The following is a 22,018-nucleotide window of genomic DNA, read 5'->3' as shown; positions in this document are numbered from 1 at the left end:
CTGGATGTGGTGACTCCGGGCCGCGCCGCGGCCCGGAGCACCTCCAGCGTCTCGCCGACCACCAGGCCGGCCCGACGCATCTTCTCGATCTGCTCAGGGGTCTTGATCTGGACCTTGTTCAAGAAGCCCACTGCTCCCCCGTTGCGTACAAAGTTGTCCTTCTCAGGATTTCCGGATCAGGATTCCGGGATGATGTCGAGCTCGTCGAAGATCCGCTTGGTGACGTCGTCGACCTCACCCATGCCGTCGATCTCGTGGACCAGACCGCGGCCCTTGTAGACCTCGATCAGCGGCGCGGTCTCCTCGAGGTAGACCTCCTGGCGGCGGCGGATGACCTCTTCGGTGTCGTCGGCGCGACCCTCGAGCTCGGCACGCTGCAGCAGCCGCTGCACGATCTCGTCCTTGTCGACGGTCAGCACGACCACCGCGTCGAGCGCGTGGCCGGTGAACTTGATCATCCCGTCGAGCTCCTCGACCTGCGCGAGCGTGCGCGGGTAGCCGTCGAGCAGGAATCCGTTGGCAGCGTCGGGCTCGTCGATGCGGTTACGGACCATCAGGTTCGTCACCGAGTCCGGGACGTACTCTCCCTTGTCCATGTAGGACGCCGCCTCGACCCCCAGGGGCGTGCCCTGGGAGACGTTCGCGCGGAAGATGTCGCCGGTCGAGATCGCCGGGATCCCGAAGTGCTCGGCAATGAACTTCGCCTGGGTGCCCTTACCGGCTCCCGGCGGGCCCATGATGATCAGTCTCATCGGAGGAACCCTTCATAGTTGCGCTGCTGGAGCTGGCTCTCGATCTGCTTCACCGTGTCGAGGGCGACGCCGACCATGATGAGGATCGAGGTGCCACCGAACGGGAAGTTCTGGTTCGCGTTGATGAGCGCCAGAGCGATCAGCGGGATGAGCGCAACCAGACCGAGGTAGAGCGAGCCCGGCAGTGTGATACGGGACAAAACGTAGGACAGGTAGTCCTCGGTCGGCTTCCCGGCCCGAATTCCTGGAATGAAGCCGCCGTATTTCTTCATGTTGTCGGCGACCTCCGGGGGGTTGAAGGTGATCGACACGTAGAAGTAGGTGAAGAAGATGATCAGCGCGAAGTACGTCGCCATGTAGATCGGGTGGTCGCCCTGGACGAAGTAGTTGTTGATCCAGTCGACCCACGCGGGCGGGTCGGTCGCGTTCTGGTTGAACTGCGCTGCCATCGCCGGCAGGTAGAGCAGCGACGAGGCGAAGATGACCGGGATGACACCGGCCTGGTTCACCTTCAGCGGGATGTACGTCGAGGACCCACCGAACATCTTGCGACCCACCATCCGGCGGGCGTACTGGACCGGGATCCGGCGCTGGGCCTGCTCGATGAAGATGACCGCCGCCATGATCGCCAGCCCGATGACCATGACGATGGCGAAGGTCCACCAGCCCTTGTCGTTCTTGACCGCCCACATGGTGGCCGGGAAGGTGGCGACGACCTGGGTGAAGATGAGGATCGACATACCGTTGCCGATGCCGCGCTCGGTGATCAGCTCGCCGAGCCACATGATGACCGCGGTGCCGGCGGTCATGGTGACGACCATGACCAGGAAGGTGGCGGTGCCGTCGTCGTGCAGCAACGGCTGGGTGCAGCCCTGGAGCAGATCGCCGGAGCGCGCCAGCGCGACGATGCCGGTCGCCTGCAGAACGGCGAGGCCGAGGGTCAGGTAGCGGGTGTACTGCGTGATCTTCGTCTGCCCGGACTGCCCCTCCTTCTTGAGGCGCTCCAGGCGCGGGATCACCACGACGAGCAGCTGCAGAATGATGCTCGCGGTGATGTACGGCATGATGCCGAGCGCGAAGACGGTCAGCTGCAGGAGCGCACCGCCGGAGAAGAGATTGACCAGGTTGTAGAGCCCGGCGCTGTCACCGGTCTGAGCCGCGTCAAGACACTGCTGGACGTTGGCGACGTGAACACCCGGAGCAGGGATCTGGGACCCCGCTCGGAAGATCACGACGATCAGGAGAACGAAGAGCAGCTTCTTGCGCAGGTCCGGGGTACGGAACGCTGATGCGAACGCGCCAAGCACGAATGGTTCCTCTTTCGACAATCAGGGGTCGCAGGGCCTGCGCCGATGCGAAAACCCGTGGCAGCCTAACAGCCTCCACGGCAGTTCTTGCACGTAGGGCTGAAACAGCGGGAGCGCGGGCGGGACCCCGAAGGGGCGACCCGGCCGCGCTCCCACGTGACAGGCTCTACGTTAGTAGAACTGTCAGAGAACCGTGACAGTTCCGCCAGCGGCCTCGATCTTCTCCTTGGCAGAGCCGGAGAAGGCGTTGGCGCTGATCTCGACCTTGACGGTCAGGTCACCCTGGCCCAGGACCTTGACCGGGTGGCCCTTGCGGACGGCACCCTTCTCGATCAGGGTCTCGGGGGTGACGACGCCACCCTCGGGGAACAGCTCGTTGAGCTTGTCGAGGTTGACGACCTGGAACTCCACCTTGAAGGGGTTCTTGAAGCCCTTCAGCTTGGGGAGCCGCATGTGCATCGGGGTCTGGCCACCCTCGAAGTAGGCGGGGACCTGGTAACGGGCCTTCGTGCCCTTGGTACCACGGCCGGCCGTCTTACCCTTGGACGCCTCACCACGACCCACACGGGTCTTGGCCTTCTTGGCACCGGGAGCCGGCGCCAGGTTGTGCACCTTGAGTGCCATATCAGTCGACCTCCTCGACCGTCACCAGGTGACGGACGGTCTGGACCATGCCGCGGATCTCCGGGCGGTCCTCCTTGACGACCACGTCGCCGATCCGCTTGAGACCGAGCGTACGCAGGGTGTCTCGCTGGTTCTGCTTCAGACCGACGAGGCCCTTCTTCTGCTGGACCTTCAGCTGCGCCATCAGGCCGACACCTCCACCTTGGGCGACTCCGCGACCTCGGCCTGCGCCTTGAGCAGCGCCTCCGGGGCAACGTCCTCGACCGGGAGACCACGGCGGGCGGCGACGGCCTCAGGCTGCTCGAGCATCTTGAGGGCCTCCACCGTCGCGTGGACGATGTTGATCTGGTTGGACGAGCCGAGCGACTTGCTCAGCACGTCGTGGATGCCGGCGCACTCCAGGACGGCGCGCACCGGGCCACCGGCGATGACACCGGTACCAGGGGCGGCCGGACGGAGAAGGACCACACCAGCGGCCTTCTCACCCTGCACCGGGTGCGGGATCGTGCCCTGGATGCGGGGAACGCGGAAGAAGTGCTTCTTCGCCTCCTCGACACCCTTGGCGATCGCCGCGGGAACTTCCTTCGCCTTACCGTAGCCGACGCCGACCAGACCCTCACCGTCACCGACGATCACGAGGGCGGTGAAGCTGAAGCGACGACCACCCTTCACGACCTTGGCAACTCGGTTGATCGCGACGACCTTCTCGATGTAGGCGGTCTTGTCGGCGCTCTGGTTGCGACGGTCGTCGCGACCTCGGCGCTCGCCACCACGCTGTCCGCGCTGGGCTCCGCTCATCAGACTTTCCTCTTCTCTCGTTCGATCGTTGCGATCAGAAGGTCAGACCGGCCTCGCGCGCGCCATCGGCGAGCGCGGCGACACGGCCGTGGTACTTGTTGCCGGCACGGTCGAAGACCACGGTCTCCACCCCAGCGGCCTTGGCACGCGACGCGACCAGCTCGCCGACCTGCTTGGCCTTGGCGGTCTTGTCGCCCGAGGCCGACCGCAGGTCGCCCTCGATGGTCGAGGCCGAGGCAAGCGTCTTGCCGGCCAGGTCGTCGACGACCTGGGCGGTGATGTGCTTGGCCGACCGGGTCACGACGAGGCGCGGACGCTCCGGCGTACCCTCGATCTTCTTGCGGCCACGGGCCTGACGACGCAGACGCGAGCGGACACGAGAAGCGGTGTGCTTGTTGTTCGACAGCGAGATGGCCATCACTTACCAGCCTTTCCGACCTTGCGGCGGATGTTCTCGCCGGCGTAACGAACGCCCTTGCCCTTGTAGGGCTCCGGCTTGCGCAGCTTGCGGATGTTGGCCGCGACCTCACCGACGAGCTGCTTGTCGATGCCCACGACGCCGAGCTTGGTCGGACCGTCGGTGGTAAAGGTGATGCCCTCGGGCGCGTCGAAGATGATCGGGTGCGAGTAGCCCAGCTGGAACTCCAGCTTGGTCGGGCCCTTCGACAGGACGCGGTAACCCACGCCGACGATCTCGAGCTTCTTCTCGTAGCCCTCGGTGACACCCAGGACCATGTTGTTGATCAGCGTGCGGGACAGGCCGTGCAGGGCCTTGCTGTCCCGGCTGTCGTCGGGGCGCTTGACGTCGAGGACGCCGTCACCCTTCTCGACGGTGATCGGGCTGGCCACGGTGTGCGACAGGGTGCCCTTGGGGCCCTTGACGTTCACGACCTGGCCGTCGATGGTGATGTCCACGCCGGCCGGAACCGGGACGGGGAGCTTGCCAATACGCGACATGTTCTTCTCTCTCCCTTCCCTGATTACCAGACGTAGGCGAGGACTTCCCCACCTACACCCTTCTTGTTGGCCTGGCGGTCGGTCAGCAGACCCTGGCTCGTCGAGATGATCGCGACGCCGAGGCCGCCGAGCACCTTCGGGAGGCCGGTGTGCTTCGCGTAGACACGCAGACCGGGCTTGCTGATGCGGCGGACGCCGGCGATCGAGCGCTCACGGTTGCGGCCGTACTTGAGGGTGATCGACAGGGTCTTGCCGACCTGGCCCTCGGTGGGCTCCAGCACCTCGTACTTGGTGATGTAACCCTCCTGCTGGAGGATCTCAGCGACGCCCTGCTTCAGCTTGCTGTACGGCATCGAAACCGCGTCGTGGTACGCCTGGTTGGCGTTACGCAGACGAGTGAGCATGTCTGCGATCGGGTCAGTCATCGTCATTGGCCGAACGGCCCTTTCTCGTAGTGGTTTCCTCACGACACGGAGTCATGAGGACCTTCAACGTCAGTGGTTGGAACGGTGATCGCTCACCAGGAGGACTTGGTGACGCCGGGCAGCTCGCCCCGGTGGGCCATCTCACGCAGGCAGATACGGCACAGGCCGAACTTGCGGAACACAGCCTTCGGGCGGCCGCAGCGCTGGCAGCGGGTGTAACCGCGAACCGCGAACTTCGGCTTGCGGGCGGCCTTCACCTTGAGAGCGGTCTTCGCCATCTCAGTTCTCCTTGAACGGGAAGCCGAGCGCCTTGAGCAGCGCGCGACCCTGGTCGTCGTTGGTGGCAGTCGTCACGAGGGTGATGTCCATGCCCCGCGAGCGGTCGATCTTGTCCTGGTTGATCTCGTGGAACATGACCTGCTCGGTGAGACCGAAGGTGTAGTTGCCGTTGCCGTCGAACTGCTTGCCGTTCAGACCGCGGAAGTCCCTGATGCGGGGCAGCGCGAGCGAGAGCAGGCGGTCGAGGAACTCCCACATGCGGTCGCCGCGCAGCGTGACGTGCGCACCGATCGGCATGCCCTCACGCAGCTTGAACTGCGCGATGGACTTCTTCGCCTTGTTGATCAGCGGCTTCTGGCCGGTGATCGCGGTCAGGTCGTTGACAGCGCCCTCGATCAGCTTGGAGTCGCGAGCAGCCTCGCCCACACCCATGTTGACGACGATCTTGGTCAGACCGGGGATCTGCATGACGTTGGAGATGCCGAACTCCTGCTGGAGTGCGGGGGCGATCTCCTCGCGGTACTTCGTCTTGAGGCGCGGGGCCACAGCGGTGTCGGTCATGATCAGATGTCCTTACCGGTCTTGCGCGAGATGCGAACGCTGCGCTCAGCGGCGTACGTCGACCCGTCGGGGCGACGCTTCTGGACCGTCTCACGGCGGAAGCCGACGCGAACCGGCTCGCCACCCTCGAGCAGCTGGACGTTGGAAACGTGGATCGGGGCCTCGGTGGTCACGATGCCGCCGGTGGTGCCGGCGCGACCGCCCTGGTCCTGGACCTTGGTGTGCTTCTTGATGAGGTTGATGCCCTCGACGATCACACGGTCCTCGTTGGTGAGGACAGCGATCACCTTGCCGGAGCCGCCCTTGTCCTTACCAGCGATCACCTTGACGGTGTCGCCCTTCTTGATGTGCGAGCGACCCATCACAGCACCTCCGGCGCGAGCGAGATGATCTTCATGAACTTCTTGTCGCGCAGCTCACGGCCGACCGGGCCGAAGATGCGGGTGCCTCGCGGCTCGCCGTCGTTCTTGAGAATGACGGCGGCGTTCTCGTCGAAGCGGATGTACGAGCCGTCAGCGCGGCGGCGCTCCTTGACGGTGCGCACGATGACGGCCTTGACGACGTCACCCTTCTTCACGTTGCCACCGGGGATAGCGTCCTTGACGGTGGCGACGATGGTGTCGCCGATGCCGGCGTAGCGACGACCGGAACCACCGAGCACACGAATGCAAAGGATCTCCTTCGCACCAGTGTTGTCGGCGACCTTGAGTCGCGACTCCTGCTGGATCATTACTTCTCCTTGTCGAGCTGGTTCTCAACCGCATCCAGGGCGGTCGAGCCTTGCCGAACGTAATGGGATTTGATGGGCACAGGCCCAGCGAACAATGGTCGCTGGACCTGCACCCTTTGGTCAATTTGGCGACGTTTGTCGCCAGCCGGATCCGTCTCTTACGAGACGAGGATCACTTGGCGCGCTCGACGACCTCGACGAGGCGCCACCGCTTGGTCGCGGACAGCGGCCGGGTCTCCATGACCAGGACGCGGTCGCCGATGCCGGCGGTGTTCTGCTCGTCGTGAGCCTTGAGCTTGCTCGTACGGCGCATGACCTTGCCGTAGAGCGGGTGCTTCACGCGGTCCTCGACCTCGACGACGATGGTCTTCTCCATCTTGTCGCTGACGACGAGGCCCTCGCGCACCTTGCGCGTGTTGCGCTCGGTGGTCTCGGTGGACTCAGCCATTTCAGGCCTCCTCGGTGGTCTCGGTGCCCGGGGCCACGCGAATGCCGAGCTCGCGCTCACGCACCACGGTGTAGATCCGGGCGATGTCCTTCTTGACGGTGCGGAGCCGACCGTGGCTCTCCAGCTGGCCGGTGGCCGCCTGGAACCGGAGGTTGAACAGCTCCTCCTTCGCCTCGCGCAGCTTCGCCTCGAGGTCGACGTCGGTGAGCTCGTCCAGCTCGAACGCCTGCAGGGAGTTAGCCATCAGAACTCACCAGCCTCTCGCGTGATGAAACGGCACTTCATGGGCAGCTTGTGGATCGCGCGGCGCATCGCCTCGCGGGCCGTGTTCTCGTCGACGCCGGAGAGCTCGAACATGACGCGGCCCGGCTTGACGTTGGCGACCCACCACTCGGGCGAACCCTTACCGGAACCCATGCGGGTCTCGGCGGGCTTCTTGGTCAGCGGGACGTCGGGGTAGATGTTGATCCACACCTTTCCGCCTCGCTTGATGTGACGAGTCATCGCGATACGCGCTGCCTCGATCTGGCGGTTGGTCACGTAGTGACCCTCGATCGCCTGGATGCCGTAGTCACCGAAGGCCAGCTTCGTGCCACCCTTGGCCACGCCGGTGCGCTTGGGGTGGTGCTGCTTGCGGTGCTTGACTCGACGGGGCATCAGCATGGGTCAGCCCTCCTGGGTCGTGGTCTCGGCGGCGGGAGCCTCAGCGGCAGCCGGCGCCTCAGTCTTCGCCGCGCGGTCCGCGCGGTTCGGGCGGTCGCCACGGGAGCCACGCGACGGACGGTCGCCACGGCCACCGCGACGGTCGTTGCCACCGCGACCCGGGACGCCCGCACGGGCGGCCTGGGCGGCCTGACGCTCGGCACGCGAGCCGGAGACCTCACCCTTGTAGATCCAGACCTTCACGCCGATGCGGCCGAAGGTCGTGCGGGCCTCGTAGAAGCCGTAGTCGATGTCGGCGCGCAGCGTGTGCAGCGGGACGCGGCCCTCGCGGTAGAACTCCGTACGCGACATCTCGGCGCCGTTCAGACGACCGGAGCACTGGATCCGGATGCCCTTGGCACCGGAGCGCATGGTGGTCTGCATGGCCTTGCGCATCGCGCGGCGGAACTGCACGCGACCGCTGAGCTGCTCGGCGACACCCTGGGCGACCAGCTGAGCGTCGACCTCGGGGTTCTTGACCTCGAGGATGTTCAGCTGGACCTGCTTGCCGGTGAGCTTCTCCAGCTCGGTGCGGAGGCGGTCGGCCTCGGCGCCGCGGCGGCCGATGACGATGCCGGGACGCGCGGTGTGGATGTCCACACGGACGCGGTCACGGGTGCGCTCGATCTCGACCTTGGCGATGCCGGCCCGCTCCATGCCCTTCGACAGGAGCTTGCGGATCTTGACGTCCTCGCCGACGTACTCCTTGTACTGCTTGTCGGCGTACCAACGCGACTTGTGGTCGGTCGAGATGCCCAGGCGGAAGCCGTTCGGGTTGATCTTCTGACCCATTACTTCTTACCGCCCTTCTCGACGACGTCGGCCGGCTGCACGACCAGGGTGATGTGCGAGGTCCGCTTGTTGATGCGGGTCGCACGGCCCTGGGCGCGGGGACGCCAGCGCTTCATGGTCGGACCTTCGTCGACCATGGCGACCGAGACGACCAGGTCGTCGCGGTCCAGACCCTCGGTCGACACCGCGTTGGCGATGGCGCTCTCGAGGACCTTGTAAACAGTCTCGGAGGCTGCCTGCGGCGCGAACTGCAGCAGGGACAGGGCCTCGTCGACGGGCAGGCCGCGGACCATGTCGACGACGCGGCGTGCCTTCAGCGGGGTGATCCGCACGAAGCGGGCACTCGCGAAGGCACCCGGCTGGTCGCCGAGCAGGGAGTCGCGGCGGGCGCTGATGCGCTGCCGTTCGGTGGTGGTCATCGACGGCGTCCCTTCCGGTCGTCCTTGATGTGACCCTTGAACGTGCGGGTCGGTGCGAATTCGCCCAGCTTGTGGCCGACCATCGAGTCGGACACGAAGACCGGGACGTGCTTGCGACCGTCGTGCACCGCGATGGTGTGACCGATCATCTCGGGCACGATCATCGAGCGGCGCGACCAGGTCTTGATCACGTTGTGGGTGCCCTTCTCGTTCTCGGCGTCGACCTTCTTCTGAAGGTGGTCGTCGACGAAGGGGCCCTTCTTCAGGCTGCGAGGCATTGCTTACTTCCTACCCTTCCCGCTCTTACGGCGGCGGATGATCTGCGAGTCAGAGGCCTTGCGCTTGCGCGTGCGGCCCTCGGGCTTACCCCAGGGGCTGACCGGGTGACGGCCACCGGAGGTCTTACCCTCACCACCACCGTGCGGGTGGTCGACCGGGTTCATGACGACACCACGGACGGTCGGGCGGACGCCCTTCCACCGCATACGGCCGGCCTTACCCCAGTTGATGTTGGACTGCTCGGCGTTGCCGACCTCGCCGACGGTGGCGCGGCAGCGCACGTCGACGAAGCGCATCTCACCCGAAGGCATACGCAGCGTGGCCTTGGAGCCCTCGCGAGCGACCAGCTGGGCGCTCATGCCGGCGGAGCGGGCGATCTTCGCGCCGCCACCCGGACGCAGCTCAACATTGTGGATGGTGGTACCAACCGGGATGTTGCGCAGCGGCAGGTTGTTGCCGGGCTTGATGTCGGCGGTCGGGCCGGACTCCACGACGGTGCCCTGGCTCACGCCGACGGGCGCGAGGATGTAGCGCTTCTCGCCGTCGAAGTAGTGCAGCAGAGCGATGCGGGCGGTGCGGTTGGGGTCGTACTCGATGTGAGCGACCTTGGCCGGCACGCCGTCCTTGTCGTAGCGACGGAAGTCGATGATCCGGTACGCACGCTTGTGACCGCCACCCTGGTGACGCGTGGTCACGCGACCCTGGTTGTTGCGGCCACCCTTCTTGGGAAGGGGCTTGGTCAGCGACTTCTCCGGCGTGGTCCGAGTGATCTCGGCGAAGTCGGCCACCGACGAGCCACGACGGCCCGGGGTGGTCGGCTTGTACTTACGAATAGCCATGTTCAGTCAGTCCTTCTCACGCGCCGAAGATGTCGATGCGGTCGCCCTCAGCCAGGGAGACGATCGCGCGCTTGGTGTCGGGGCGCTTGCCCAGGCCGTAACGCGTACGACGGGCCTTGCCCTTGCGGTTGATCGTGTTGACCGAGGTCACCTTGACGTCGAACACCTTCTCGACCGCGATCTTGATCTCGGTCTTGTTCGCGTCGGGGCGAACGATGAAGGTGTACTTGTTCTGGTCGAGGAGGCCGTAGCTCTTCTCGGAGACCACCGGCGCGATCAGGATGTCGCGGGGGTCGTAGTGCAGCGTGCTCACTTGTCAGCCTCCTCAGCCTTCTTCTTGCCGGCCTCGACGAAGCCTGCGGCGATGGCGTCCTCGGCGGACTTGAAGTAGAACTCCGCCTTGGTGGACTCGTACCAACGGCCGCCCGGAGCGTGGAACTTCTTGTCCTTGCCCTTGACGTTGCCCTTGATGTCGAAGCCCTCGGGAGCAGAGCCGTCCTCGAGCGGCGCGACAGCGCCCTCGGGGAGGTCGATCTCCTTGGCCGGCTCGGCGGCGGGCTCCTTGATCGCGTCCTTCTCGACCTCACCGATGGTGACGGTCTCCTTGGCGGCGCCGACCGGCTTGCCCGAGACGAAGACCTCGTAGGCCGGCTTGGAGAAGACCACGTCGTCGGAGACGAGGACGTCGTAGGTGTTGAGCTGGTCGGCCCAGAGCAGGTGCACCTCAGGCGCGTTGCGCAGGCTCAGCGCGGCGACGGACTCGGAACGGTCCAGCACCACGAGGAAGCGCTTGGCGTCGGAGATCGCCTTGAGGGCGGTCAGCGCGGTCTTGGTCGAGGGCGCCTCGAGGGCGAACTCGGCCACGTGGATCTGGCCGGCGCGAGCCCGGTCGGAGAGGGCACCGCGGAGGGCGGCGGCCTTCATCTTCTTGGGGGTGCGCTGGCTGTAGTCACGCGGCTGCGGGCCGTGGACGGTGCCACCGCCGGCGAACTGCGGCGCGCGGGTCGAACCCTGGCGGGCGCGACCGGTGCCCTTCTGCTTGTAGGGCTTGCGGCCACCGCCGCGGACCTCGCCGCGGGTCTTGGTGGCGTGCGTGCCCTGGCGCGCAGCGGCCTGCTGCGCGACGACGACCTGGTGGATCAGCGGGATGTTGAGCTCAACATCGAAGATCTCAGCCGGGAAGTCGACCTTGACGGTCTTGATAGCCATGATCAGGCCTCCAGCTTCTTAGCAGCCGAGCGGAGGACCACGAGGCCACCCTTGGGGCCAGGAACGGCGCCCTTGACCAGGATGAGGCCCTTCTCGGTGTCGACGGCGTGCACGGTGAGGTTCTGGGTGGTGACGGTGTCGGTACCCATGTGGCCGGCCATGCGGACGCCCTTGAACACGCGACCCGGGGTGGCGCAGGCGCCGATCGATCCCGGCTTGCGGTGGTTGCGGTGAGCACCGTGCGAAGCGCTGACACCGGCAAAGCCGTGGCGCTTCATGGTGCCCGCGAAACCCTTACCCTTCGAGGTGCCCGTCACGTCGATCTCCTCGCCCACGGCGAAGGTGTCGACGGAGAGCTCCTGGCCGGCGGAGTACGACGCGGCGTCGGCGGTGCGGATCTCGGCCAGGTGGCGGCGCGGCGTGGTGCCGGCCTTCTCGAACTGGCCGGCGCCCGGCTTGTTCACCTTGCGGCCGTCGATCTCGCCGTAGCCGATCTGCACGGCGTTGTAGCCGTCGACCTCGGGGGTGCGGACCTGGGTCACGACGTTGGTGTTCGCCGCGATGACGGTCACGGGGACGACGACGTTGTTCTCGTCCCACAGCTGGGTCATGCCGAGCTTGGTGCCCAGGAGACCCTTCACGTTGCGTTCGATCGTCATGTCGTCAACCTCAGAGCTTGATCTCGATGTCGACACCAGCAGGCAGGTCGAGCCGCATGAGGGAGTCAACAGTCTTCGGGGTCGGGTCGATGATGTCGATGAGGCGCTTGTGGGTGCGCATCTCGAAGTGCTCGCGCGAGTCCTTGTACTTGTGGGGCGAGCGGATGACGCAGTACACGTTCTTCTCGGTCGGCAGCGGCACCGGGCCGGCGACCTTGGCACCCGTACGGGTGACCGTGTCCACGATCTTTCGCGCCGAGGTGTCGATCACCTCGTGGTCATAGGCCTTGAGCCTGATGCGGATCTTCTGTCCCGCCATCTGTCTCTCTCGTCCTTCTTGGTCAGCGTGCCGCGTGCTACAGGCTTCCTCCGGCTGAGTCGGCCCGGTTGCTCACCTCTGGCTCCGACCCCCGCGGTCGGGCGTGTCGCTTATTTTTCACAAGCGTCGCCGGACTTCTCGACGGGAACTCTCACCATCAGCTTCACTGGAACCACGCCTTCGGGATGGGCACACGGCGACCACAGACCACATCCGGACAGGCTCATCAGCCTGCTCAGGTGACGCGATTCAGTAGTCAAGGTGTGCACACCCCAGCGCACATTCACTGGAGCAACCCGAGAATCTTGTCACGCGTACGCAGGTGGCTCCAAATCAACGATGCCGCCTGGGTCGCTCTGAGAGGATGCCCCCAACCGAGCGAGTTCGCCGGCCGTCGCGACGAGGAGCATCAGAATGTCAGGAGTGTGGCCACCCCCACCGGGTGAGCAACCTCACCAGGGCGCGGCGACCCCGCCGGCCCATCCCCAGCCGCAACCGGGCTGGACCCAGCCGGGCTGGACCCAGCCGGGCGGGACCCAGCCGGGCGGGACGCAGCCGCTGCCGCCGGCCCACAAACCGGGAGCGATCCCGCTGCGGCCGCTGGGCCTCGGCGACATGCTCGACGGAGCCTTCCGGCTCGTACGTTTCAACCCGGGCGCCACGGTCGGCGCCTCGGTCCTCGTGGCAGCCGTCGCGATGGCCTTCCCACTGGTCGCGACGTCGGTGCTGACGTTCACCGGCGACAGCCTCGACTTCTTCAGCAGGTCGCTCGAGGATCCGGCGTACGCGCCGGGGACCGATGAGCTCGTGGGCATGGTGACGGCGTTCGGCGCCTACGTCGTCGGTGCCGTCCTGCAGGGCTTCGGCATGATCCTGGTGGCGGGGATGATCTCCCACGTCGCGCACGCGGCCGCGCTCGGGCGCAAGCTCACGCTCGGCCAGGCCTGGGTGGCGACCCACGGCAAGCGCTGGCGACTGGTCGGGCTGGCGACGGTGTTCGTCATCATCGCCGTGCTCGCCTGGGTCATCGCCGCGGTCCCCGTGATCGTGCTCGCGATCGTCGTCGACAGTCCCATCCCGGCGATCGTCGTCGGTGTCCTGATGCTCCCGCTGCTGCTGGCGTTCTGGGTCTTCGTCTCCACGCGGCTCTATCTGCTCTCCGTCCCGTCGCTGATGCTGGAGCAGAACGGTGTCTTCGGCGCGATCGGTCGGGCCTGGAACCTCTCGAAGGGCCAGTTCTGGCGGCTGCTGGGCATAGCGCTGCTGACCGCGATCATCGCCGGCGTCGCTTCCCAGATCGTCGCCTTCCCGATCAGCATCGTCGGCAGCGTGGTCGCCGTCGCCGCGCCGGAGCTCTACTTCCTGGCCACCCTCGGCAGCGGAGCCATCGCCCAGGTCGTCGCGGCGGCCGTCACGACTCCGTTCACCGGCGCGGTGACCAACCTGCAGTATCTCGACCAGCGCATCCGCAAGGAGTCCTACGAGGTCGAGCTGATGGAGCAGGCCGGGCTGCTGAGCCGATGATCCTCCTACGAGAAGTCCCTCCCCTGGCGCCGACGCCCGAGGAGGGTCGCTCCTGGCTCCAGCGCGAGCTGGCCAAGCCGGAGTACCACGACCTCGACCTCATCGAGCGGATCCTGCGCTGGATCGAGCGCACCCTGTCCGACGGCCTTCCCTCCGCCGGTGACGTGCCCTGGGCCCAGACCGTCGCCGCCATGGTCGTCTTCGCGGCGATCCTCGTCGGGCTCGGCCTGCTGGTCTCGCGCGCCCGGCGCAGCCCCCGGATCGCCCGCGACCGCAACGGCGACGTCCTCACCGACGAGTCGCTCTCCGCTGCCGCGCTCCGCGCGCGGGCCGAGGCTGCGTACGCCTCGGGGGATCACGGCACCGCGGTGGTCGACGGGTTCCGGGCGCTGGCCAGGCGACAGGTCGAGCGGGGCCGGCTCGCCGAGGACCCGGGGCTCACCGCCGCGGAGGTCGCGGCGAGCCTGGAGCGGGAGATGTCGCTCGAGGGCCGGGCCGGGCAGGCGGCGGAGCTCTTCAACGAGGTGCTCTACGGCCATCACCCCGCCACCCGTGAGCAGGCCGAGGGCGTGCTCGCGCTCGAGCAGGAGCTGGCGGTGGCGCGATGACGACGCAGGCCCCGGTCGCGGCCGAACCGGCCGCGGAGAAGCTGGGCTGGTTCCGGCGATACCGGCCGTTGCTCGCTGTGGCGCTGGCCTTCGTGACCGCAGTCGTGCTGGCGTACATCGCGACGCCGAAGGGCGGGGAGTCCTATGCGCCCTACGACCCCGAGAGCCCTGACACGGACGGCACCCGGGCGCTGGTCCGGGTCCTCGAGGACCACGGGGTCGAGGTCGATGTCGTCCGGTCGTCCGAGGCTCTCGACGGCACCGAGATCGAGGCGGACACGACCGTCTTCGTGACCGGCACCGACGCGCTCGGTGAGGGAACGGCCTCTCGGCTGCGCTCCCGCACCGACGACGCCGGCGACCTCATCCTGGCCGAGCCCGCGCCGTACGTCTCGGCGATGCTCGGTATCCCCTACGCGGTCGCCCAGACCCCCGAGACGGTCGAGGCGCGCTGCGACGACCCGCGGTGGGAGGGGCTCAGCATCCATGCCGACTCGGTCACCGCGTACGACGCCGGCTCCTGCTTCCCGCACGAGGGCGGTGCCGTGCTCGCGCCCGCGGACGGGCTGACCGTGTGGGGCGCGCCGCAGGCGCTGACCAACGAGCAGATCCTGCGGGCGGACAACGCGGCGGTGGCGCTCCGGCTGCTGGGTGAGAGCGACCACCTGGTCTGGTACATCCCCTCCGTCGACGATCTCGCTCCCGACGAGACCCACTCCCCCTCGTCCCTGCTGCCGCGCTGGATCGGTCCGGCCCTCTGGCTCCTGCTGCTCGCGGTCGTCGCCTTCGCCATCGCCCGCGGGCGGAGACTGGGGCCGCTGGCGGTCGAGCCGCTGCCGGTCCACGTCCGCGCCGGCGAGACGACCCGCAGCCTGGGCCGCCTCTACCGCCGATCCGGCGACCGCACCCACGCCGCGGCGACGCTGCGCCAGGCCGCCCGCACCCGCCTCGCCCAGCGGCTACGGCTGGGCCGGGAGGCCACCCCAGACGCCGTCGTACGCGCCGTCGCCCACCGCACCGGACGGCCCGACCTCGAGGTCTCCGCGCTGCTCACCGATGCTCCGATCGAGAACGACCAAGACCTGATCACGCTGGCCAACGCGCTGGCGGCCCTTGAGGAAGAGGTACGACACCCATGACCCAACCCACGACCGGACACGAGACCATCCCGTCCGTGTCGCCCGACGGCGCACGGGAGCGGCTCACCGCGGTCCGGGCCGAGGTCGCCAAGGCGGTCGTCGGTCAGGACGCCGCGGTCTCCGGGCTGCTGGTGGCGCTGGTGTGTGGCGGCCACGTGCTGATGGAGGGCGTACCCGGCACCGCCAAGACCCTGCTGGTGCGGTCGCTCTCGGCCGCTCTGTCGGTGGAGACGCGCCGGGTGCAGTTCACCCCCGACCTGATGCCCGGCGACATCACCGGGTCGATGGTGGTCGAGTCGACCCATGGCTCGCTGACATTTCGGGAAGGCCCGGTCTTCACCAACCTGCTCCTCGCCGACGAGATCAACCGCACCCCGCCGAAGACCCAGTCGGCGCTGCTCGAGGCGATGGAGGAGGGCCAGGTCTCCGTCGACGGGGTCACCCGCGCGCTGCCGCGCCCGTTCCTGGTGGCCGCGACCCAGAACCCGATCGAGTACGAGGGGGTCTACCCGCTCCCCGAGGCGCAGCTGGACCGGTTCCTGCTGAAGGTCGTCCTGCCGGTGCCCGAGCGCGCCGACGAGGTGCAGATCCTCACCCGGCACGCCTCCGGCTTCGACCCGCGCGACGTCGCCGGCGCCGGAGTCACCGCGGTCGCCACCGGCGCCGACATCGAGGCGGCCCGCCAGCACGTCACCACCGTCCAGGTGTCCCCCGAGGTCACCGGCTACATCGTCGACATCGCCCGGGCGACTCGCGAGTCCCCGTCGCTGTCCGCCGGGGTGTCCCCGCGTGGCGCCACCGCGCTGCTCCGCTCCGCCCGGGCCTGGGCCTGGCTCGCCGGCCGCGACTTCGTGACGCCCGACGACGTGAAGTCGCTCGCCCACGCCACGTTGGCGCACCGGCTGGCCCTGCGCCCCGAGGCCGAACTCGAGGGCGTCCAGGTCAGCCAGGTCCTGAGCTCCGCCATCGGCGCCGTCCCGGTCCCCCGATGACCAAGCCCCGCCGAGACGGCAGTTCTGTCGGCCGAAACGGCAGTTCTGTCGGCCGAAACGTCACTTGTCGCGCCGAATCGAGGTCGTGCCGATGACGATCACCTGGCGCGTCCCGCTGCTGATGCTGGCCGGCATCGTCCCGGTCATCCTCCGGCCAGCAGCGAGCACGGCTGCGATCTGGGTCGTGCTCGTGGTGGTGCTGGCGCTTCTCGACGTGCTCCTGGCGCCGAAGCCGGCGACCCTGGAGATCAGCCGCGAGCGGCTGGGCGGGATCCGGCTGGGCGAGTCGACGACCTCGGAGCTTCTGGTCCGCTCCCCTGCCCGGCATGTCCGGGCGCTGGTGCGGGATGCCTGGCAGCCCACCGCCGGAGCGACTCAGAACCGCCACCGGATCCGGCTCGGCCGCGGCGACCGCACCAGGCTGCGTACGCCGCTGCGGCCGCGCCGCCGCGGAGACCTGCGTGCGCTGGGCGTGACGGTGCGCGCCTTCGGACCGCTCGGCCTCGGCGCCCGGCAGCGCACGATGCCGGTGGAGGGGTCGGTGCGGGTGCTGCCCGCTTTCGAGTCGCGCAAGCATCTCCCCTCGCGGCTCCAGCGGCTGCGCGAGCTCGACGGCCGGGCCGCGGTGCGGGTGCGCGGGCAGGGGACCGAGTTCGACTCGCTGCGGGAGTACGTCCGCGGTGACGACGTACGCTCCATCGACTGGCGCACCACCGCCCGCTCCCGCACCGTCGTGGTCCGCACCTGGCAGCCCGAGCGCGACCGTCGGGTGGTGCTGGTGCTCGACACCTCTCGCACCTCGGCCGCCCGCGTCGAGGGCGCGGGCGGCGGAGTGCCGCGGCTCGACTCGGCGATGGACGCCGGCCTCCTGCTCGCCGCCATCGCCTCCCGGGCCGGCGACCGGATCGACTTCCTCGCCGGCGACCTCCGGGTACGCTCCCGGGTCCGCCTCGCCGGCCAGCGCGACGTCACCCAGCGCCTGCAAGAGGCGATGGCCGATCTCGAGCCGGTCATCGGCGAGGCCGACTGGTCACAGCTCGCCGGTGCCGTCGCGAGCCTCGGCCGTCACCGCGCCCTCGTGGTCCTGCTGACCCCGCTCGACCCGCACGCGATCGAGGAGTCGCTCCTCCCCGTCCTCCCGGTCCTGACCCAGCATCACCGCGTCGTGCTCGCCTCCGTCCGCGACCCCGAGCTCGAGGCCACCGCCGCCTCCCGCGACACCCTCGACGACGTCTACGCCGCGGCCGCCGCCGAGCAGACCCTCCGCCGCCGCGACCACACCGCCGCCATGCTCCGCACCCTCGGCGTCGACATCGTCGACGCCGACGCCGAGTCCCTCCCGCCCGCTCTCGCCGACCACTACCTGCAGCTCAAAGCCACCGGTCAGCTCTGATCAGTCGAGCAGCAGGAGGTCGAGCCGGCCAGCTACCGCCGCGTGGAGGTCGGAGTCGGGCACGAGGTAGACGACGACGCTCTGGCTTTCGTCGGCGAGGGAGACGAGATATCGACTTTCCTGCCAGAACTCAGCCGAAAAGGCGTACGGCGCGACCTGGACGAAGCTTTCCCACAGGCGGTCGTCGGCCGAGTCCACAAGGTTCGTCGTCGCGTAGTCGTCGTCCCGCGCCTTCGTTCCCTCGAGTGATCGCAGGAACGCTCGGGCCTCGTCGACCGCAGGCGGCGCCTCAGCGAAGGCCGGCATGTCGGTCTGGAACTTGGATCCATACGGCCGAAGCATGTTCAGGAGCGCGCGGACCTCGTCTCGCTGCTCGTCGTCAGTCGCACCTGGCGGGTACTCGACCGTGTACGCCCTGGGTCTGTCCGCTCTCGATCTCCGCCGTGCCACCGGATCCCTCATTCGTCTCGAAGCTCTTCAGATCAGCCGTTGAAGAACGCCACCAACTCGGGCACGGAATCCTCGTCAAACGGGAACTGTCCGGCGTTGATCTGGTTCACCGTGCGCGCCATCTGGCCGAACACGCCGCGGTCGAACCCTAGGTCCCGCTCGGCCGCCAGCTCAAGCAGGTTTCGGCTTTCCGGACCGCCGAGCGAGATTGAACACGTCCACGACGTCCCGCGGCGCTGCCCGCGAGCAGAAATCCTATGGGGCACCGAGAGAGGTCGGCCGATTCGGCGGCACGTCCGTGGCCAGCCTCGAGCTCGATGACAAAGCGGCGGCCGACGCCGGCGAGCTCTGCGAGCTCGGCCTGGGTCAGGCCGAGCGGTCTTGCGCACGCTACGCACCAGCTCGCCGATCTCACCTGGGGACATGGTCGCCATGCCTCCAGCGCACGCTCAAATGTTCCCGACTGGGAACATTCACGCCTGGGTGGCGACGCGGTCCTCGAGCAGGCGCTCGTCGATGTCTCCGGTGTCACCGTGGGAGGCGGCTGCGCGGCCGACGATGAAGACGTACGCGAAGAAGGCGAGCTCGGCAAGGATCCCGATGCCGACGCGGGCCCAGGTGGGCAGGGGCGAGGGAGTGACGAAGGCTTCGATGATGCCGGAGATCAGCAGGACGACGATGAGGCCGAGGGCGATGCCGCCGGCGGTGCGGCCCTCGCGGGCCATCGACTGACCGCGGGTCAGCGGGCCGGGGTCGATCCAGGACCAGAAGAGCCGCAACCCGACGGCGCCGGCGACGAAGACGGCGGTGAGCTCGAGCAGGCCGTGGGGCAGGATCAGCCCCCAGAACAGCTCAGCTCGGTCGTGGCGGTGCATCAGCGTGCCGAGGATCGCGAGGTTGGAGATGTTCTGGAACATCGAGTAGATCACCGGCAGCCCGAGCACGCCTAGAGAGATGCAGATGAACGAGACCCAGACGTTGTTGACCCAGACCTGAGTGGCGAACGACGAGGCCGCGTGCTCGCTGTAGTAGCCCTCGATGTCGTGCTCGACCAGCTGTTTGACCTGCTCCGGTCCCAGCAGCGACTGCTCGACCTCGGGGTGACGCAGGAGCCACCAGATCATCACCGCGGTGACGACCACGTTGGCCACGAGCATCCCCAGCCACCACCAGCGCAGCCGGTAGAGCGCGGCCGGGAACCGGTGGGTCAAGAACCGCAGGAAGCCCGACCAGGTGCTCGTCCGGGTGCCGGTGGTGCGGTTGCGCGCTGCGGCCAGCAGCACCGAGAGATGCTGGACAACCGTCGGATCGGGGGCGTTGCTGCGGACCACCGACAGCTGGGTGCTCACCCGCTGGTAGAGCTCGACCAGCTCGTCGGCCTGGGCACCGCTCAGCCGCCGCTTGTCCAGGAGCTGTTCGAGCCGGGTCCGGTCGGCCGCCGTCGCAGCCAGATACGCGTCGAGATCCACGCCCGCAGCGTACGCTGACCGCCATGACCCCCGCGCCGCAATCGCCCGAGCGGAGCCCCCAAGAACGGGCACAGCCCGAGCGGGCACTGCTCACCGACGACGACCTGATCACCGGAGACGCAGTCGCCCTTGACCTGCCCGCTGCCGGGGTAGGGATGCGACTGCTCTCCGGTCTCATCGATCTTCTGGTGACCTGTGCGCTGCTCGTGATCGTTCTGATCGTCTTCATGACTGCGGCCTTCGGCACCGACGACGCGCTCGCCTGGGCGGCCTACATCGCGGCGACCGCCACTGTGTTCGTCGTGTTCCCGACGACGCTGGAAACGCTCACCCGCGGACGCTCCATCGGGAAGCTCGCGCTTGGCCTGCGAGTGGTGCGCGATGATGGTGGCGCGGTCAGCTTTCACCACACCTTCGTCCGCGCCCTCATCGGATACGTCGAGATCTACGCTACGTTCGGCGCCGCTGCCTTCCTCACCGCGATGATCCACCCGCGCGGGAAGCGCCTCGGCGACATCGCCGCCGGGACGTACGTCATCCGGGTGCGGGTGCCGTTGCAGCCGCTGGCCCCGATCCAGATGCCTCCGGCGCTCGCCGTCTGGGCCTCCCGCGCAGACGTCGCGGCCATCCCGGTCGGCCTGTCCCTCGCGGTGCGGCGGTTCCTGTCCGGCGAGGTCGGCACCCACACAGACCCCGCGCGCCGCCACGCGCTCGCCGAGCGTCTGGCGACCAGCGTGCAGGAGTACGTCGCTCCCGGCCCTCCCCCGGGCACGCCACCCGAGGCCTACCTGGCCGCCGTGCTCGCCACCCGCCGCGATCGCGACGCGGCCCGGCTGGCTCGCGACGAGGAGCTCCGGGCGCGCCTCACCGCGCGCTAGGACTCTTGAGGCGCTTGGCGCTCAACCCGACCGCCTTCAGTTCGAGCGCGGCCAGCTTCGCCACCACGTCGGCGTCGCCCTCGCGCCAGGCCCTGACCGGGTCGTCGCTGATCTTCACCAGCCTGTGCAGCGGCTGCGTCGACATCGCCCGCAGCGCCACCAGGTCGGCGCCGGAGCCCGCCTCCAGGAACCGCTGGGTCGAGGTCGCGTTGCGGATGAACCGCCAACGCAGCGGTACATAGACCATCAGCCACATCAGCACCGGGACGACCACGACGGCGACCGCCAGCCAGATCGCGAGGGTGGAGACGGCCTCGACCTGCGCCTCCCCTGCCGCCCGAAGCTGGTCGGCGGCCCTCGCGGCACCCTCGAACGGCGCCGCGACCCCGTCGTCGACCAGCGGCAGGTCGTCGACCCGACCGGCCGCCTCGAGCAGCTTCTCGGAGAGGGAGGTGCCGGCGTCGTCCATCTTCTCGCCGGGTACGGCGAGGGCCGAGACCAGCTCGTGGACGAGCCTCCCGAAGAGGATCCACCCGACGATCCAAGCCACGGTCAGCAGGTCGGCGAACAGCTGGGCGACGCGGTGGGAGGGCGTGTCGGCGTACAACTTCATGCCGCCGATCTTGACGGCTTCGGGCCTACAGATCAGTCACGACACGGGTAGTTCGGGTCAACGCCTCCGGTAGAGCAGGTCGGTGATGACCCGGTCCTTGGCCAGCCCCTTGCGCTCGAACTTGGTCACCGGGCGCTCGTCCCAGCGCTCGACCACCCCACCGCTCAGCAGCGGCTCCGCGTCGAGGACCTCGACCATCTGCTCGGCGTACTGGACCCAGTCGGTCGCCAGTCGCCAGGTCCCGCCGGACTCGAGCCGCTCCGCGATCATCCGTGCGTTGGTGGGCGTGACCAGGCGACGCTTGTGGTGGCGGGTCTTGTGCCAGGGGTCGGGGAAGAAGGTCCAGATCTCGCGGACCGACTCCGGAGCAACGATGTTCTCGAGCGTCCAGAGCGCGTCGACGCTGCAGAAACGTACGTTCGTCGCCCCCGCGGCGCCCACCCGACCGAGGCTCTCCGCGACGCCCGGCCGCCAGACCTCCAGCGCCAGGATGTTGGCCTCGGGACGGTTCGCTGCCAGGACTGCCGTCGCCTCGCCCACGCCGCCGCCGATGTCGACGATCAGCGGAGCCTTGCGACCGAACCAGGCCTCCAGCGAGAAGCCCTGCTCGTCGACGGCCTCGTCGGGGATCACCCACTCCTCGGCGTACGCGTCCCAGGCTTTTTGCTGCTTGGCGTCCAGGCGGCTTCCTCGGCGGGTGTAGGTGAGGACCTCGCGGACGGTGCGGCCGTCGTCGAGCAGGCGCCATGTCGTGGATGATCTCCAGCATCGCGGTGCCCTCGTCACCGCTGCCCGCCTGGCCGGGGAGGACGTCGACGGCGGGGAGTTCGCCGGCGGTCTGCGACGCCTGGAG

General features: G+C 68.2%; 33 protein-coding genes. 6 read left to right on the top strand and 27 right to left on the bottom strand.

Annotation, left to right across the window (positions count from 1 at the left end; all coding sequences use genetic code 11):
• Window positions 1–176: 176 nt before the first annotated feature.
• The 23 genes from ACFVJS_RS14565 to rpsJ form a co-directional block, all read right to left on the bottom strand.
• Window positions 177–752, bottom strand: a complete 576-nt coding sequence (locus ACFVJS_RS14565) for an adenylate kinase (protein WP_378881249.1) — start codon at window positions 750–752, stop codon at window positions 177–179.
• Complete coding sequence (secY, locus tag ACFVJS_RS14560) at window positions 749–2,059, bottom strand: preprotein translocase subunit SecY (protein WP_378881247.1); 1,311 nt, start codon at window positions 2,057–2,059, stop codon at window positions 749–751. The genes ACFVJS_RS14565 and secY overlap by 4 nt, the downstream gene beginning before the upstream one ends.
• A 183-nt stretch (window positions 2,060–2,242) precedes the next feature.
• Window positions 2,243–2,683, bottom strand: a complete 441-nt coding sequence (gene rplO / locus ACFVJS_RS14555; RefSeq protein WP_008361030.1) for a 50S ribosomal protein L15 — start codon at window positions 2,681–2,683, stop codon at window positions 2,243–2,245.
• Window position 2,684: 1 nt separating this feature from the next.
• On the bottom strand, window positions 2,685–2,867 hold the full coding sequence (gene rpmD / locus ACFVJS_RS14550; protein WP_008361029.1) for a 50S ribosomal protein L30: 183 nt from the start codon (window positions 2,865–2,867) through the stop codon (window positions 2,685–2,687).
• Window positions 2,867–3,481, bottom strand: coding sequence for a 30S ribosomal protein S5 (gene rpsE / locus ACFVJS_RS14545; protein ID WP_008361027.1), 615 nt, complete (start codon window positions 3,479–3,481; stop codon window positions 2,867–2,869). The genes rpmD and rpsE overlap by 1 nt, the downstream gene beginning before the upstream one ends.
• A 34-nt stretch (window positions 3,482–3,515) precedes the next feature.
• A complete protein-coding gene (rplR, locus tag ACFVJS_RS14540) occupies window positions 3,516–3,899 on the bottom strand; it encodes a 50S ribosomal protein L18 (RefSeq protein WP_008361025.1) in 384 nt (127 codons plus the stop codon).
• Window positions 3,899–4,438, bottom strand: coding sequence for a 50S ribosomal protein L6 (gene rplF, locus ACFVJS_RS14535; protein WP_378881245.1), 540 nt, complete (start codon window positions 4,436–4,438; stop codon window positions 3,899–3,901). Before rplF ends, rplR begins: the two co-directional genes overlap by 1 nt.
• A gap of 23 nt (window positions 4,439–4,461) precedes the next feature.
• Window positions 4,462–4,869: a 30S ribosomal protein S8 gene (rpsH, locus tag ACFVJS_RS14530; protein ID WP_040755997.1), complete on the bottom strand. Its 408-nt coding sequence runs from the start codon at window positions 4,867–4,869 to the stop codon at window positions 4,462–4,464.
• A gap of 86 nt (window positions 4,870–4,955) precedes the next feature.
• Window positions 4,956–5,141, bottom strand: coding sequence for a type Z 30S ribosomal protein S14 (locus tag ACFVJS_RS14525; protein WP_017932844.1), 186 nt, complete (start codon window positions 5,139–5,141; stop codon window positions 4,956–4,958).
• A gap of 1 nt (window position 5,142) precedes the next feature.
• Entirely contained in the window at window positions 5,143–5,703 is a 561-nt protein-coding gene (gene rplE / locus ACFVJS_RS14520) for a 50S ribosomal protein L5 (protein ID WP_008361018.1), read from the bottom strand.
• Between the two features lie 2 nt (window positions 5,704–5,705).
• A complete protein-coding gene (gene rplX, locus ACFVJS_RS14515; protein WP_008361017.1) occupies window positions 5,706–6,065 on the bottom strand; it encodes a 50S ribosomal protein L24 in 360 nt (119 codons plus the stop codon).
• A complete protein-coding gene (gene rplN, locus ACFVJS_RS14510; protein WP_008361015.1) occupies window positions 6,065–6,433 on the bottom strand; it encodes a 50S ribosomal protein L14 in 369 nt (122 codons plus the stop codon). The genes rplX and rplN overlap by 1 nt, the downstream gene beginning before the upstream one ends.
• A gap of 172 nt (window positions 6,434–6,605) precedes the next feature.
• Window positions 6,606–6,881, bottom strand: a complete 276-nt coding sequence (gene rpsQ / locus ACFVJS_RS14505; RefSeq protein WP_328528926.1) for a 30S ribosomal protein S17 — start codon at window positions 6,879–6,881, stop codon at window positions 6,606–6,608.
• Between the two features lies 1 nt (window position 6,882).
• Window positions 6,883–7,125: a 50S ribosomal protein L29 gene (rpmC, locus tag ACFVJS_RS14500; RefSeq protein ID WP_008361011.1), complete on the bottom strand. Its 243-nt coding sequence runs from the start codon at window positions 7,123–7,125 to the stop codon at window positions 6,883–6,885.
• Window positions 7,125–7,544, bottom strand: coding sequence for a 50S ribosomal protein L16 (gene rplP / locus ACFVJS_RS14495; protein WP_008361009.1), 420 nt, complete (start codon window positions 7,542–7,544; stop codon window positions 7,125–7,127). The genes rpmC and rplP overlap by 1 nt, the downstream gene beginning before the upstream one ends.
• Before the next feature lie 3 nt (window positions 7,545–7,547).
• Window positions 7,548–8,375 carry a 30S ribosomal protein S3 gene (gene rpsC, locus ACFVJS_RS14490; RefSeq protein ID WP_045550115.1) on the bottom strand — a complete coding sequence of 276 codons (828 nt, stop codon included), beginning with the start codon at window positions 8,373–8,375 and terminating at the stop codon, window positions 7,548–7,550.
• Entirely contained in the window at window positions 8,375–8,794 is a 420-nt protein-coding gene (gene rplV / locus ACFVJS_RS14485; RefSeq protein ID WP_378881242.1) for a 50S ribosomal protein L22, read from the bottom strand. The genes rpsC and rplV overlap by 1 nt, the downstream gene beginning before the upstream one ends.
• Entirely contained in the window at window positions 8,791–9,072 is a 282-nt protein-coding gene (rpsS, locus tag ACFVJS_RS14480) for a 30S ribosomal protein S19 (protein WP_045550116.1), read from the bottom strand. The genes rplV and rpsS overlap by 4 nt, the downstream gene beginning before the upstream one ends.
• Before the next feature lie 3 nt (window positions 9,073–9,075).
• Window positions 9,076–9,912 carry a 50S ribosomal protein L2 gene (rplB, locus tag ACFVJS_RS14475; RefSeq protein ID WP_008361002.1) on the bottom strand — a complete coding sequence of 279 codons (837 nt, stop codon included), beginning with the start codon at window positions 9,910–9,912 and terminating at the stop codon, window positions 9,076–9,078.
• Between the two features lie 16 nt (window positions 9,913–9,928).
• Window positions 9,929–10,225: a 50S ribosomal protein L23 gene (rplW, locus tag ACFVJS_RS14470; protein ID WP_008360999.1), complete on the bottom strand. Its 297-nt coding sequence runs from the start codon at window positions 10,223–10,225 to the stop codon at window positions 9,929–9,931.
• The gene (rplD, locus tag ACFVJS_RS14465) at window positions 10,222–11,121 is read right to left on the bottom strand and encodes a 50S ribosomal protein L4 (RefSeq protein ID WP_378881240.1); all 900 of its coding nucleotides are present in this window, start codon (window positions 11,119–11,121) and stop codon (window positions 10,222–10,224) included. The genes rplW and rplD overlap by 4 nt, the downstream gene beginning before the upstream one ends.
• Before the next feature lie 2 nt (window positions 11,122–11,123).
• Window positions 11,124–11,780 carry a 50S ribosomal protein L3 gene (gene rplC / locus ACFVJS_RS14460; RefSeq protein ID WP_378881237.1) on the bottom strand — a complete coding sequence of 219 codons (657 nt, stop codon included), beginning with the start codon at window positions 11,778–11,780 and terminating at the stop codon, window positions 11,124–11,126.
• Between the two features lie 10 nt (window positions 11,781–11,790).
• Window positions 11,791–12,099, bottom strand: coding sequence for a 30S ribosomal protein S10 (rpsJ, locus tag ACFVJS_RS14455; RefSeq protein WP_008360994.1), 309 nt, complete (start codon window positions 12,097–12,099; stop codon window positions 11,791–11,793).
• A gap of 414 nt (window positions 12,100–12,513) precedes the next feature.
• On the opposite strand from rpsJ, the gene ACFVJS_RS14450 reads away from it, so the two are divergent.
• The 5 genes from ACFVJS_RS14450 (at window position 12,514) to ACFVJS_RS14430 (ending at window position 17,755) form a co-directional block, all read left to right on the top strand.
• On the top strand, window positions 12,514–13,623 hold the full coding sequence (locus ACFVJS_RS14450) for a glycerophosphoryl diester phosphodiesterase membrane domain-containing protein (RefSeq protein ID WP_378881235.1): 1,110 nt from the start codon (window positions 12,514–12,516) through the stop codon (window positions 13,621–13,623).
• A complete protein-coding gene (locus ACFVJS_RS14445; RefSeq protein WP_378881234.1) occupies window positions 13,620–14,231 on the top strand; it encodes a DUF4129 domain-containing protein in 612 nt (203 codons plus the stop codon). The genes ACFVJS_RS14450 and ACFVJS_RS14445 overlap by 4 nt, the downstream gene beginning before the upstream one ends.
• Window positions 14,228–15,370, top strand: a complete 1,143-nt coding sequence (locus tag ACFVJS_RS14440) for a DUF4350 domain-containing protein (RefSeq protein ID WP_378881232.1) — start codon at window positions 14,228–14,230, stop codon at window positions 15,368–15,370. The genes ACFVJS_RS14445 and ACFVJS_RS14440 overlap by 4 nt, the downstream gene beginning before the upstream one ends.
• A complete protein-coding gene (locus tag ACFVJS_RS14435; RefSeq protein ID WP_378881229.1) occupies window positions 15,367–16,362 on the top strand; it encodes an AAA family ATPase in 996 nt (331 codons plus the stop codon). Before ACFVJS_RS14440 ends, ACFVJS_RS14435 begins: the two co-directional genes overlap by 4 nt.
• Before the next feature lie 91 nt (window positions 16,363–16,453).
• Window positions 16,454–17,755 (top strand): DUF58 domain-containing protein, encoded by a 1,302-nt coding sequence (locus ACFVJS_RS14430; RefSeq protein ID WP_378881226.1) that lies wholly within the window; start codon window positions 16,454–16,456, stop codon window positions 17,753–17,755.
• On the opposite strand, the gene ACFVJS_RS14425 is transcribed toward ACFVJS_RS14430, so the two are convergent.
• Both ACFVJS_RS14425 and ACFVJS_RS14420 read right to left on the bottom strand, forming a co-directional pair.
• Complete coding sequence (locus ACFVJS_RS14425) at window positions 17,756–18,217, bottom strand: hypothetical protein (protein ID WP_378881224.1); 462 nt, start codon at window positions 18,215–18,217, stop codon at window positions 17,756–17,758.
• 461 nt (window positions 18,218–18,678) lie between these two features.
• Entirely contained in the window at window positions 18,679–19,674 is a 996-nt protein-coding gene (locus tag ACFVJS_RS14420) for a stage II sporulation protein M (RefSeq protein WP_378881221.1), read from the bottom strand.
• A 23-nt stretch (window positions 19,675–19,697) separates the two neighbouring features.
• Between ACFVJS_RS14420 and ACFVJS_RS14415 the strand changes: the two genes are divergently transcribed.
• The gene (locus tag ACFVJS_RS14415) at window positions 19,698–20,552 is read left to right on the top strand and encodes an RDD family protein (protein ID WP_378881219.1); all 855 of its coding nucleotides are present in this window, start codon (window positions 19,698–19,700) and stop codon (window positions 20,550–20,552) included.
• Here ACFVJS_RS14415 and ACFVJS_RS14410 read toward each other — a convergent pair.
• Complete coding sequence (locus ACFVJS_RS14410; RefSeq protein WP_378881216.1) at window positions 20,539–21,165, bottom strand: hypothetical protein; 627 nt, start codon at window positions 21,163–21,165, stop codon at window positions 20,539–20,541. The two genes, ACFVJS_RS14415 and ACFVJS_RS14410, sit on opposite strands and share 14 nt — an antisense overlap.
• 57 nt (window positions 21,166–21,222) lie before the next feature.
• The gene (gene trmB / locus ACFVJS_RS14405) at window positions 21,223–21,951 is read right to left on the bottom strand and encodes a tRNA (guanosine(46)-N7)-methyltransferase TrmB (RefSeq protein WP_378881213.1); all 729 of its coding nucleotides are present in this window, start codon (window positions 21,949–21,951) and stop codon (window positions 21,223–21,225) included.
• Between the last annotated feature and the right edge of the window lie 67 nt (window positions 21,952–22,018).

Origin of the sequence: Nocardioides sp. NPDC057772 (assembly GCF_042798075.1) — a bacterium.
GTDB lineage: Bacteria > Actinomycetota > Actinomycetes > Propionibacteriales > Nocardioidaceae > Nocardioides.
Note: the sequence above shows the minus strand (reverse complement) of the source record. Positions and strands in the feature narration are given on the sequence as shown.